This window comes from Sphingomonas adhaesiva (assembly GCF_036946125.1).
GTDB classification, from domain to species: Bacteria; Pseudomonadota; Alphaproteobacteria; order Sphingomonadales; family Sphingomonadaceae; genus Sphingomonas; species Sphingomonas adhaesiva_A.
The window spans coordinates 893,658-905,767 of the sequence record NZ_JAQIJT010000001.1 but is presented as its reverse complement, the minus strand read 5'-3'; the positions used below and the strand labels follow the sequence as shown (position 1 = coordinate 905,767).

At 71.2% G+C, this 12,110-nt stretch carries 11 protein-coding genes; 4 read left to right on the top strand and 7 right to left on the bottom strand.

The annotated features are described in order from the left end of the window. The first annotated feature begins 2 nt into the window (after window positions 1–2). Together PGN23_RS04405 and PGN23_RS04400 are read left to right on the top strand one after the other, a co-directional pair. Window positions 3–1,145, top strand: coding sequence for an efflux RND transporter periplasmic adaptor subunit (locus PGN23_RS04405; RefSeq protein ID WP_335301615.1), 1,143 nt, complete (start codon window positions 3–5; stop codon window positions 1,143–1,145). Window positions 1,146–1,148: 3 nt separating this feature from the next. Further along, window positions 1,149–4,337, top strand: coding sequence for an efflux RND transporter permease subunit (locus PGN23_RS04400; protein ID WP_335301614.1), 3,189 nt, complete (start codon window positions 1,149–1,151; stop codon window positions 4,335–4,337). Window positions 4,338–4,382: 45 nt separating this feature from the next. On the opposite strand, the gene PGN23_RS04395 is transcribed toward PGN23_RS04400, so the two are convergent. Next, window positions 4,383–4,667, bottom strand: coding sequence for a BolA family protein (locus tag PGN23_RS04395; RefSeq protein WP_335301613.1), 285 nt, complete (start codon window positions 4,665–4,667; stop codon window positions 4,383–4,385). 88 nt (window positions 4,668–4,755) lie between these two features. Between PGN23_RS04395 and PGN23_RS04390 the strand changes: the two genes are divergently transcribed. After that, window positions 4,756–5,310: a J domain-containing protein gene (locus PGN23_RS04390; RefSeq protein WP_335302080.1), complete on the top strand. Its 555-nt coding sequence runs from the start codon at window positions 4,756–4,758 to the stop codon at window positions 5,308–5,310. Window positions 5,311–5,334: 24 nt separating this feature from the next. Here PGN23_RS04390 and PGN23_RS04385 read toward each other — a convergent pair whose 3' ends face one another. The 5 genes from PGN23_RS04385 to PGN23_RS04365 all read right to left on the bottom strand — a co-directional run bounded on the left by PGN23_RS04385 (window position 5,335) and on the right by PGN23_RS04365 (window position 9,566). Beyond that, window positions 5,335–5,907: a ClpP family protease gene (locus tag PGN23_RS04385; protein WP_335301612.1), complete on the bottom strand. Its 573-nt coding sequence runs from the start codon at window positions 5,905–5,907 to the stop codon at window positions 5,335–5,337. Between the two features lie 24 nt (window positions 5,908–5,931). Continuing rightward, window positions 5,932–6,912 carry a hypothetical protein gene (locus tag PGN23_RS04380; protein ID WP_335301611.1) on the bottom strand — a complete coding sequence of 327 codons (981 nt, stop codon included), beginning with the start codon at window positions 6,910–6,912 and terminating at the stop codon, window positions 5,932–5,934. A 254-nt stretch (window positions 6,913–7,166) separates the two neighbouring features. Continuing rightward, complete coding sequence (locus PGN23_RS04375) at window positions 7,167–7,958, bottom strand: LysR family transcriptional regulator (RefSeq protein ID WP_335301610.1); 792 nt, start codon at window positions 7,956–7,958, stop codon at window positions 7,167–7,169. Then, window positions 7,955–8,353 carry a Co2+/Mg2+ efflux protein ApaG gene (gene apaG / locus PGN23_RS04370; protein WP_335302079.1) on the bottom strand — a complete coding sequence of 133 codons (399 nt, stop codon included), beginning with the start codon at window positions 8,351–8,353 and terminating at the stop codon, window positions 7,955–7,957. The genes PGN23_RS04375 and apaG overlap by 4 nt, the downstream gene beginning before the upstream one ends. Window positions 8,354–8,360: 7 nt before the next feature. Beyond that, on the bottom strand, window positions 8,361–9,566 hold the full coding sequence (locus PGN23_RS04365; RefSeq protein ID WP_335301609.1) for a trans-sulfuration enzyme family protein: 1,206 nt from the start codon (window positions 9,564–9,566) through the stop codon (window positions 8,361–8,363). A 174-nt stretch (window positions 9,567–9,740) separates the two neighbouring features. Here PGN23_RS04365 and PGN23_RS04360 point away from each other — a divergent pair, with 174 nt between their 5' ends. Continuing rightward, entirely contained in the window at window positions 9,741–10,967 is a 1,227-nt protein-coding gene (locus PGN23_RS04360; RefSeq protein WP_335301608.1) for a glycosyltransferase family 39 protein, read from the top strand. A gap of 34 nt (window positions 10,968–11,001) precedes the next feature. On the opposite strand, the gene PGN23_RS04355 is transcribed toward PGN23_RS04360, so the two are convergent. Continuing rightward, on the bottom strand, window positions 11,002–12,105 hold the full coding sequence (locus tag PGN23_RS04355) for a glycosyltransferase family 2 protein (protein WP_335301607.1): 1,104 nt from the start codon (window positions 12,103–12,105) through the stop codon (window positions 11,002–11,004). Window positions 12,106–12,110: the final 5 nt, after the last annotated feature.

The window sequence follows — 12,110 nt, the reverse complement described above, 5'->3', positions numbered from 1 at the left end:
CCATGACGATCCGATCCATCACCGCCGCCGCCGCGCTCCTCCTGCTGGCGGGCTGCGGCGCCGCCGATCAGGCGAACCGGAGCGCCGAACATCAGGACGAGGCCGGCGAGCATCACGACGAGGACACCGTAACACTGAGCGCCGAACAGATCGCCGCCGCCGGGATCAAGCTGGAGCGCCCCACCGTCGGCGGCGCCGCGACGATCGAGGTCCCCGCGGTCATCGAGGGCGATCCCGCCGCGACGCAGGTCGTGTCCGCCAGCACCGGCGGGCGCGTCGTCGCGCTCACCCGCAACCTGGGCGAGGCCGTCACCCGTGGCCAGACGCTGGCGGTGATCGAAAGCCGCGAGGCCGCACAGCTGAACGGAGAGGTCGCCGCCGCGCGCGCGCGCCTGTCGCTCGCGCAGTCCACGCTGGCGCGCGAGCAGCGCCTGTTCGCTGAGCGCGTCACCCCGGAGCAGGACCTGATCGCCGCGCGCACCGCCGCGGCCGAGGCGCGCATCGCGCTGCGCCAGGCGCAGGGGCAGGTCGCCGCCGCCGGCACCGGCGGCGCGGTCGGGTTCAACCGCCTCGCCATCGCGGCGCCCATCGCCGGCCGCGTCATCGCGCGCACCGCGGTTCTGGGGCAGAGCGTCGCCCCCGATGCCGAGCTCTACCGCATCGCCGCGCTCGGCAGCGTATCGGTCGCGCTCAACCTCCAGCCCGCCGATGCCGGCCGCGTGCCGCCGGGGGCGACCGTCACCGTCCGCGCGCCGGGACGGCAGGCGACCGCGCGGGTCGGCTTCGTCTCCCCCGCGCTCGACGAACAGACGCGGCTCGTCCCCGCCATCGCCACGCTCGACAACCGCGCCGGCGCGTGGCGCATCGGCGAGGCGGTGACCGCCGCGATCCGGCTCGCCGGCGGTGATGCCGCGGGCACGATCCGCGTGCCGCTGACCGCGGTCCAGTCGATCGAGGGTCGCCGCGTCGTCTTCGTCCGCACGCCCGCCGGCTTCCGCACCGTCCCCGTCACGATCGGCGATACCGCGGGCGACAGCATGATCGTGCGCACCGGTCTGACCGGGCGCGAGCAGATCGCCACCGTCAACAGCTTCACCCTGAAGGCCGAACTCGGCAAGGGCGAAGCGACGCACGAGGATCATTGAGCCATGATCGCACGGATCGTGACCTGGGCGGTCGCGCAGCGCCGGCTCGTCCTCGCGCTCACTGCGGTCGCCGCCGTCATCGGCGCGTTCGCGCTCTACCGGCTGCCGATCGACGCGGTGCCCGACATCACCAACAACCAGGTGCAGATCAACGTCCGCGCGCCCGCGCTGTCGCCCGAACTGGTCGAGAAGCAGGTATCCTTCCCGATCGAGACCGCGCTCGCGGGCATCCCCGGGCTCGATCACACCCGCTCGCTCAGCCGCAACGGCTTCGCGCAGGTGACCGCGGTGTTCGACGATTCGACCGACGTCTATTTCGCGCGCCAGCAGGTCGGCGAGCGGCTGGCGCAGGCGGCGGAAAGCCTGCCGGCGGGCGTCCAGCCCGAAATGGGCCCGATCGCGACCGGACTGGGCGAGGTCTATATGTGGACCGTCCGGCTCGACCACCGCGCCGACGACCGCCACATGCCCGGCGAGCCCGGCATGCAGCCCGACGGCAGCTACATCACGCCCGAGGGCGAGCGGCTGACGACCGAGGAGGACAAGGCGACGTACCTGCGCACCGCGCAGGACTGGATCGTCACGCCGCTCCTCAAGAACACGCCCGGCCTGGCGGGGATCGATTCGATCGGTGGCTATGCCAAGCAATATCTGGTCGTCCCCGACGTCGCGCGGCTGGCAGCGATGCGCCTCACGCTCACCGACGTCGCCACCGCGCTGGAGCGCAACAACAGCAGCATCGGCGGCGGCGTGGTGGAGCGCAACGGCGAGGGGCTGGCGGTCCGCTCCGACGCGCTGATCCGCAACGCCGACGAGCTGGCGCGCACCGTCGTCGCCACGCGCGAGGGGGTTCCCGTCACGCTCGATCAGGTCGCCAGCGTCCGCACGGGGCAGGCGATCCGCATGGGCTCCGCGTCGGAGAACGGGACCGAGGTCGTCGTCGGCACCGCGATCATGCGCATCGGCGAGAACAGCCGCACCGTCGCCACCGCGGTCGCCGACCGGCTGGCGTCGATCAACGCCTCGCTGCCGCCCGACGTGGTGGTACAGCCGGTGCTGGACCGCACCGACCTCGTCAACGCGACCATCCGCACGGTCGCGCGCAACCTGACCGAAGGCGCGCTGCTCGTCATCGCCGTGCTCTTCGCGCTGCTCGGCAACTTCCGCGCGGCGCTGATCGCGGCGCTGGTGATCCCGGTGACGATGCTGCTGACCGGGTTCGGGATGCTCCACGCGGGCGTGTCGGCCAACCTGATGAGCCTCGGCGCGCTCGACTTCGGGCTGATCGTCGACGGCGCGGTCATCATCGTCGAGAATGCGCTGCGCCGCCTCGCCGACTTCCGCCACCGCGAGGGGCGTGCGCCCGACCAGGGCGAACGGCTCGCCACCATCACTTCGGCCGCGCGCGAGATGATCCGCCCCAGCGTCTACGGACAGGCGATCATCATCCTCGTCTATATCCCGCTGCTGACGCTGACCGGCGTCGAGGGGCGGACGTTCGTACCGATGGCGCTGACCGTCATCATCGCGCTCGCCTTCGCCTTCGTGCTCTCGATCACCTTCGTCCCCGCGATGATCGCCTGCCTGCTGACGAAGCCGGTGGAGGAAAAGGACGGCCGCATCGTCGCGTGGCTGAAGCGCCGCTACGAACCCGGCCTGACCCGCGCCATCGCGCGGCCGAAGGCGACCGTCGCTGCGGGGATCGCGGGCGTCGTCCTCGCCGTCCCCGCCTTCCTGTCGCTGGGCCAGGTGTTCGTGCCGCAGCTGGACGAGGGCGACCTGCTGATCCAGGCGCTGCGCATTCCGGGCACGTCGGTGCGCCAGAGCCAGGCGATGCAGGTGCCGATCGAGCGCCTGATGGCGCGCCAGCCGGAGGTGCGCTTCATCTTCTCCAAGACCGGCACCGCCGAACTGGCGTCGGACCCGATGCCGCCCAACGCCACCGACATGTTCGTCATCCTGAAGCCGCGCGACCAATGGCCCGACCCGTCGCTGTCGAAGGCGGCACTGGTCGAGCGGATCGAGGGCAAGCTGGCCGCGATCCCCGGCAACGCCTACGAGATCACGCAGCCGATCCAGATGCGCTTCAACGAGCTGATCGCGGGGGTGCGCGGCGACGTCGCGGTGAAGGTCTTCGGCGACGACTTCGCCACGATGGGGCAGACCGCGGAGCGGATCGCCGCGATCCTGCGCCGCACGCCGGGTGCGGTGGATGTGAAGGTGGAGCAGACCGAGGGGCTGCCGATGCTCGACATCCGCGTCAACCGCGACGCGATGGCGCGGCTCGGCGTCACCGCGCAGGACGTGCAGGACACCGTCAGCGCGACCGTCGGCGGGCGCGAGGCGGGCATCATCTTCGAGGGCGACCGCCGCTTCCCCGTCGTGCTGCGCCTGTCGGAGGGCGAGCGCGCCGACCTCGACCTGCTGCGCCGGGTGCAGGTGCCCACCCCCTCGGGCGCGTTCGTGCCGCTGGCGGGCGTCGCCGACATCCGCATCGTCGACGGGCCCAACCAGATCGGGCGCGAGAACGGCAAGCGCCGTATCGTGGTCCAGGCCAATGTCCGCGGACGCGACGTCGGCAGCGTGGTCGCGGACGCGCAGGCCGCGGTGGCGCGCGACGTCCGCCTGCCGCCGGGCAGCTATCTGGAATGGGGCGGCCAGTTCGAGAATCTCGCATCGGCGCGGACGCGGTTGCAGTTCGTCGTCCCCGCCTGCCTCGGGCTGATCCTGCTGCTGCTCTACGGCGCGTTGCGTTCGGTGCGCGATGCCGCAATCGTCTTCACCGGCGTGCCGCTCGCGCTGGTCGGCGGCGTGCTGGCGCTGGCGCTGCGCGGCATGGACTTTTCCATCTCCGCCGCGGTCGGGTTCATCGCGCTGTCGGGGATCGCGGTGCTCAACGGGCTGGTGATGATCTCCTCGATCCGCGACCTGATGCGTTCGGGGCTCGACCGCGTCACCGCGGCGCGCACCGGCGCGCTCCAGCGCCTGCGCCCGGTGGCGATGACCGCGCTGGTCGCCAGCCTCGGCTTCGTGCCGATGGCGCTCGGCCACGGCGCCGGCGCGGAGGTGCAGAAGCCGCTCGCCACCGTCGTCATCGGCGGGCTGCTGTCGGCCACGCTGCTGACGCTGTTCGTCCTCCCCGCGCTGGCGGCGCTGCCGCGGCGGGGGGAACAAGATAGGACCCGCTTCTGATCCTCACCGTCATTCCCGCGAAAGCAGGCGGCCGACGCGCGACGCTCACTCCCCCGGCGCGCGCGCCACGATCGCCAGCGCATGCACCTTCTGCGCGAGCAGGTCCGCCAGCGCGCGGTTCACCAGCCGCTGGCGGTCCACCCGCGAGCGCCCCACGAACGCCGCGCTTTCCACCACGACGCGGAAATGGCTCTCCCCGCTGCCGTCGTCGCCCATATGCCCGCGGTGCTGCGCGCTTTCGTTGACGACCTCCAGCCGCGTCGGCGACAGCGCGGCGGTGAGGCGGGCGGCGATCTCGGCCGCGACGGGCCCGGTAGCGGTATCGGTCATCCGCCCCATATAGGCGAATTGACGCAAGGATGACGGTCGAAAAGTGGCAGTTAGCAAGGATCGCCCGCACACGCGCTTCCACGGCCGGATGGAAGACACCGGCCAGCCCTGTGCGCACCCCGGCTGCCAGGAGGCCGGCGAATTCCGCGCCCCCCCGCTCGAGGGGCCGGGCGACGGCGAAGCGCGCCCGCGCTTCCGCTTCTTCTGCCTGGAGCATGTCCGCGCGTTCAACGCGGGGTACAATTACTTCGACGGCATGAGCGCGGAGGAGATCCACCACGCGCAGCGCCCGATGGCCGGCTGGGAGCGCGAGACCCGTGCCTTCGCCCGCGCCGGCATGGGCGATGCCGGCCCGCGCTGGGCCGATTACGCCGACCCGCTCGACGCGATCGGGGCGCGCTTCCGCCGCACCCACGCGCCCGAGCGCACAGATGGCAAACCACTGTCGGGCGAGGACCGCCGCAGCCTCGACGTCCTCGGCCTTCCCGCCGACGCCGACCGCGGCGCGCTGCGCAAGCGCTATTCGGAACTGGTGCGTCGCTATCACCCGGACCGCAACGGCGGCGACCGCAGCCACGAGGCGAAGCTGACGAAGGTCATCGCCGCCTACCAGCAGCTGCGCCAGGCCCCGGCGTTCGCCTGATCGCTCGTCATGGCGAGCGCGGCCTCAGATGATATCCAGCACTAGCCCCAGCCGCCGCGCTTCTTCCGCCTCGATATACCAGTTCTTGGGCGCGCGCTCCTTCAGCTCCTCCAGCGTCACCTGCGTCCCCTCGACGAGCGCGGCGAAGCCTTCCTCCTGGATGCGGATCGAATCCTCGATCTCGTGCAGCTTCGCCATCAGCAGCGGCGACAGCGTGTTGAGCGGGCCCGACAGCGTGATGGTCGAGTTCATGATCCGCTCGTGGATCATGATGCGCGAATTCTTGGTCAGGAAGCGCTTGTCGGCGGGGAAGGCGGACATGAACGTGGCCCCCGCGGAATAGACCGCGACCTTCCCCAGGAACAGCGCCTCGCGCCCCGTATATTCGCGCAGCAGCCGGATCGAATCGCCCATCGCGCGCGCCATTTCCGGGTCGCCGCCCAGCGTGGTGATCGACACCACCACCGGCCCGTCGCCGGGCGCGGCGGCGAGCTGCGCCTTGAAATTGTCGTACATCGCGCCGTCCACGGTGCCGTGCAGCTGGATGTGGGGAACGGCGAGGAGCGGATAGGCGCTGGCGCGATTGCTGTCGGTCATGCGCGCCCCAATCGGCGAACCGCCTCAGGGTTCCGCGCGAACAGGTTGATCGGGATCAAGCGACGGGTCGTTTTCGACTGCGGGCGGCGGCGTCATCCATAGCGCGGTCAGCAGGAACAGGATCAGGTTGGTCCCCTGCGTCAGCGCCGCCCCCGCCACCAGCAGCCCCGCCATCGCATCGCGCGGCACCGTCAGCCCGCCGCTCATCTGCAACCCCGCCGCCATGAACAGCAGGTCGCGGTTGGGGATGAACGGCAGCCGCGCGATCACCAGCTGCGCCGTCAGAAAGCTCAGCCAGGTCGTCCAATGCTCGCCGGGCAGCACGATCACCCACTGCACCACCTGGATCGTCAGGTTGATGACGGTGCGCGCGACATGGATGCCGAACACCTGCCCCGCGACGCGCCCGCTGACCGACAGGATCGCGTGGCGGAAGCGCAGCAGCAGCGGCAGCGTCAGGCTGCCCGCCAGCACCACCGCGATCAGCACTCCCCAGCTCGAATCGAGCCACGACGCGATCCGCCCCGTCGGCGCGCGCGCGATGAAGGTGACGATCAGCGCCCCCGCCGCCGCCGCGCCCGCCAGCGACGACAGGATCGCATTGTCCTTCACCGCCAGCAGCAGCGTGCGCGAATCGATCCCCAGCCGCGATTTCGCCCAGCTGTAGAGGTAGAAATCGCCCGAATAGTCGACCAGCACCGCGTTCACGATGCGCTTGCGGATCATCACCGGCAGCGCGCCGGGGATCCGCTGCCCCAGCAGCAGGCGGAAGATCGGCAGCTCGCTGACCGGCAGCACCATGAAATTGACGAAGAACAGGATGTAGAACCACGGATTCGCCGGCAGCGACCGCAGCACCTCGGCCCAGCCGATCGCGCGCAGCTGAAGCAGCAGGATCGCGATGATCGCGACGAAGAAGAGCGCGCGAGCGACCCGGCCCAGCCGCTTCGCGCCGGGCGTTTCCGCCCACGCCTGCACGCGCGTGATGAGGGGCAGGAGCGTCACTCGACACACCCCGTCACCCCGGCCCTGAGCCGGGGTCCCGCTTCTTCTCCGGGGTCGCGAGGAAAGCGGGACCCCGGCTCAAGCCCGTCCTGAGCTTCGTCGAAGGGGCCGGGGTGACGACCTGACAGCGCCACGCCCGCCCCGTCACCCCGGGCTCGTCCCGGGGTCCAGGGTTCCGCGCACCCAACGCTCGGAAGGCGCGCCGCGCCCCGGATGCCGGGACCGCCCCGGCATGACGGCGGGACCACCATCCCCTACCCCGCCAGCGCCTCGACCAGCGCCTGCACCTTCTTCTGGCGCCACTGCGGGGTCGGCGCGACCAGCCAGTATCCCAGCCGCGACGGCGCCGGCGTGCCCAGCACCGCAACGCGCCCCTCGGCCACGTCGCGCGCGGCGAGCAGTTCGGGCACCGTCGCGCGTCCCAGTCCGGCGGCGGCGGCATCGATCGCCAGCCCGGCATCGCCCACCCGGATCAACGCGGCGGCGTCCGCACCGGGCGCGCCCGGCCACAGGATGACGGTATCCGCCCCGCCGCCGGGGCGCTCGACCGTGACCAACCCCTCGCTCTCGATCGCCTCGCCCTCGATCCCGCCCGGCCCCTCGCCCCAGCGGATCGCGAGATCCAGGTTCGCCTCGGTGAAATCGATCGCCTCGTCCGCGGTCACCAGCGCGAAGCGGACGTCGCCGTCCCTCGCCGACACTTCCGCCAGCCGCGGCAGCAGCCACTTCTCGATCACGTCGCGCGGCGCCGCGATCGTCAGCGACTTGGACGATTGCCCCGCCTGCATCGCGCGCACGGCTTCCTCGAATTCCAGGAACCCCTGCCTGAGCGGCGCCAGCCCCGCCTCGCCCTCCGGCGTCAGCTCCAGCCCCTTCGTCGTGCGGCGGAACAGGACGACGCCCAGCGTATCCTCCAGCGCGCGGATCTGCTGCCCGACCGCCGCGGGCGTCACCGCCAGCTCGTCCGCGGCGCGCGTGAACGACAGGTGGCGCGCGGCGGCATCCAGCACGCGCAGCCCGTTGAGCGGCAGGTGCGTCCGCTTCACTGGACCCCCGCGGGGGCGGTCAGCGCGAACTTCGGGATCGCCACGTCGAACGTCCGCCCGTCCTGCGCGATCATGCGATAGCTGCCCTGCATCGATCCGGTCGGCGTCGCCAGCGGGCAGCCGGACACGTAATCGTAGCTGGCGCCCGGCGCGATCAGCGGCTGCTCGCCGACCACGCCCTCGCCCTCCACCGTATGGCGCGCGCCGCGCCCGTCGGTGATGATCCAGTGCCGCGTCAGCAGCTGCACCGCGCCCGCGCCCTCGTTCTCGATGCGGATATGATAGGCCCAGAACCAGCGCCCGCGCGCCGGCTCCGACTGTTCGGGCAGATAGCTGACCGAGACGCGGACCGTCACCGTGCCCGTGGTCTCGGCATCGGGGAACAGCGCCTCGATCACCCTGCTACAGCCCCACCGCGGTCAGCGCGCGGTCGAGATCCTCGATCAGGTCGGCGGGATCCTCCAGCCCGACGTTGAGCCGCAGCAGCCCCTCGGTCACGCCCATCTCCGCGCGCGCCTCCGGCGCCACGCCGTAATGCGTCGTGGAGGCCGGATGCGTCATCAGAGAGCGCGAATCGCCGATGTTGTTGCTGATGTCGATCAGCTCCAGCGCGTTGAGCAGCGCCTGCGCCTGCGCCCGGTCCGCCACCTCGAACGCGAAGATCGGCCCCGCCGCCGCCATCTGCGACATGGCGAGATCGTGCTGCGGGTGGCTGGCGAGCCCCGGATGCAGCATGCGCGGCACCCGCGGCTCCAGGAAGCGCCCGACCGCCAGCGCATTCTCCGACTGGCGCCGGATGCGCAGGTCCAGCGTCTCCAGCCCCTTCAGCACCACCCAGGCGTTGAACGCGCTCAGCGTCGGCCCGGTGTTGCGGGTGAAGGGCAGCAGCGTGTTGAGGACGAAATCCTCGGTCCCGCACACCGCGCCCGCCAGCACGCGCCCCTGTCCGTCCATCATCTTGGTCGCGGAATAGGCGGTGACGTCCGCGCCGAAGTCCATCGGCCGCTGGAGCGCGGGCGTGGCGAAGGCATTGTCGACCACGCTGGTGATCCCGCGCTCGCGCGCGATCGCGCACACGGCGCGCAGGTCGACCACGTCCATCGTCGGATTGGCCGGCGTCTCGAAGAAGAAGACCTTCGTGTTCGGCTTCACCGCATCCTGGAACGCCTGCGGGTCGCGCGCATCGACCGTGGTCGTCTGGATGCCGAACTTCGGCAGCAGCGTATCGACCAGCCAGCGGCACGATCCGAACGCGGCGCGGCCCGCGACGACATGGTCGCCCTGCTGCAACTGGCACAGCAGCACCGCGGTCATCGCCGCCATGCCGGTCGCCATGGTGCGGCACGCCTCCGCGCCCTCCAGCAGCGCGATGCGCTGCTCCAGCATCTCGACGGTCGGGTTCTGGAGCCGGGAATAGGTCATCCCCTGCTGTTCACCGGCGAAGCGCGCCGCGGCATCCTCCGCCCGGTCGTAGCTATAGCCCGACGTCAGGAACAGCGCCTCCGACGTCTCGCCATATTCCGACCGCGCGGTCCCCCCGCGCACGGCCAGCGTCGCGGGACGCCAATGCTGGGTGATCGATCGGTCCTGTCCGGTGCGCCGCTTCATGCCCGCCGCTTTGCCTTCCGGGGGCCGCGGACACAAGGGGGGCGGCGGATACAAGGGCCACCCGTCATGCCGGACTTGTTCCGGCATCCACTGTGCCGCAAGAGCTTCCACCGCTGCGCCTGCGGAACGGTGGATGCCGGGACCAGCCCGGCATGACGATGAAGAAGGACGACGATGCCCGCCCTCGCCCGCCGCCCCGCGCTCCTCGCCCTCCTCATCGCGCTCGCGTCGTGGCCGCTGTTCCTGTTCCGCCTGTCCGTCCCGCACATGATCGTGTTCGACGAGATCCATTATGTCGCCGCCGCGCGGCAGTTGATCGCGCTGTCCGGCCCGACCAACATCGAGCATCCGCTGCTGGCGAAGGAACTGATCGCCGCCTCGATGCTGGCGTTCGGCGATACCCCGTTCGGCTGGCGCTTCGCCTCGACGATCGCGGGCGCGGCGACCGTGGCGGGCGCGTTCGCGCTGGCGCTGGTCGTCACGCGCCGGGTTCGCGCGGGGCTGCTCGCGGCGATCCTCACGCTGCTGGGCTTCACCGTCTATGTCCAGGCGCGGATCGCGATGCTGGACACGTTCATGCTCGCCTTCCTCATCTGGGGCATCGTCGTGCTGGCGGGCAGCATGCGCGGCGGCAGCGTGACGCGCTGGACCGCGGGGGCGGTGCTGCTGGGGCTCGCGACCGCGTGCAAATGGGCCGCCGCGCCCTATGTCGCCGCGGCGGGCGTCGCCTTCCTGGTGCTGCGCCGCGGACGCACCGATCGCTGGCCGGGGATGCGCACCCTCCCCGCGCTCGCACTGCTCGGCGGGGTGTCGGTCGCGACCTATTTCCTGACCTTCGCGCCCGCCTTCTTCTATACCACCGACGCGCTGACGCCGCGCACGCTCCTGCCGTTCCAGTACGAGATGTACCAGCGCCAGACGCAGGTCCTGCCGCCGCACACCTATCAGTCGAACTGGTGGACGTGGCCGCTGATGATCCGCCCGATCTGGTACCTGTACGAACGCGCGGACGAGGCGCAGCGCGGCATCCTGCTGATCGGCAACCCCGCGGTGATGTGGGGCGGGCTGGTCGCGGTGGCGGCCTGCTTCGCGGGCTGGGTGAAGACGGGCGCGGCGCGGCTGCTGGCGCCCGCGATGCTGTGGACCTTCGCGGTCGGCATCTTCGCGGTGATCCCCAAGTCGCTGGGCTTCTATTATTATTACTATCCCGCCAGCGTGTTCGTCGCGGTCGCGCTGGCGGTGGCGCTCGACGAATGGCGCGTGCCCGTGGGGCGCGGGGTGGAGGCGTATCTGCTGCTGGCGTTCGCGCTGACGCTCTATTTCCTGCCGGTGCTGTCGGCGCAGGCGCTCGCCCACGCCGGCGCGTTCAGCCGCTGGACGTGGTTTTCGAGCTGGATCTAGCCACCCCACTCCGTTCGGCCCGAGCGAACGGAAATCACCGATACCGCCCCCAGGTGAAGCGCGACGACAGCGCGTAATTCCACACCGCCCCCACCGCGACCCCCAGCAGGGCCGATGCCGCCCACGCCCCCTGCCGCACGTCGTGCAGGAACGCCGCGACGCCGACGTTCGCCACCGCCCCCACCGCGCAGATCAGGCAGAACGCCACCCACCCGTCGAGCAGCGCCCGCGCCCCCTTCAGCCGCCGGTCGCGATAGGTCAGCGCGTTGTTCAGGAAGAAGTTGAACGTCATCGCCACGGACGTCGCCGCGATCGTGCCCGCCAGGAACGACCACCCCGCCAGCACATAGGTGAGCGTCAGCACCGCCATGTGCACCGCCGCGCCCAGCGCCCCGATGGCGGAGAACATCGCGAACCGCACCGGCACCACGCGTCCCAGCTTCCGGTCGTACAGCGCGATCAGATATTCCAGCGCCACGACGTGATCGAGCTTGCTCTCCCCCACGGTGCGCACGCGGAACGTATAGGGCAGCTCGACCGCGTTCAGCGGCCGCGGGCTGGCGCTCATGATGTCGAGCAGGATCTTGAACCCGATCCCGCCCAGCCCCGGCACCAGGTCGCGCAGAATCGCGGTGCGGATCATGAAGAACCCGCTCATCGGGTCGCTCAGCGCCGAGCGCAGCACCATCCCCGCCAGCCGCGTCGCGAAGGCGGACTTGGCGACGCGGTCGCTGTCCCACTCCCCCGTGCCGCCGCCCGCGACGAAGCGCGATCCCACGGCGAGGTCCAGCTTCGCATCCGCCTGCAACGCCGCCGCCATCCTCGGCAGCAGCGTCTCGTCGTGCTGCAGGTCGCCGTCCATCACCGCGACCAGCGGCGCGGCGGTGGCGCACATCCCCTCGATGCACGCGGTCGACAGCCCGCGCCGCCCGATCCGCTGGATCACCCGGACGCGGCGGTCGACCCGCGCCAGCGCGCGCGCCGCCTCCGCCGTGCCGTCGGGGCTGTCGTCGTCGACGAAAATCGCCTCCCACGCGAGCCCGGCCAGCGCCGCGTCCAGCCGCGCGACCACCGTCGCGACATTGCCGTGCTCGTTGAAGGTCGGGATGACGACCGCGAGGTCGAGCGGGCGGGTCATGATCG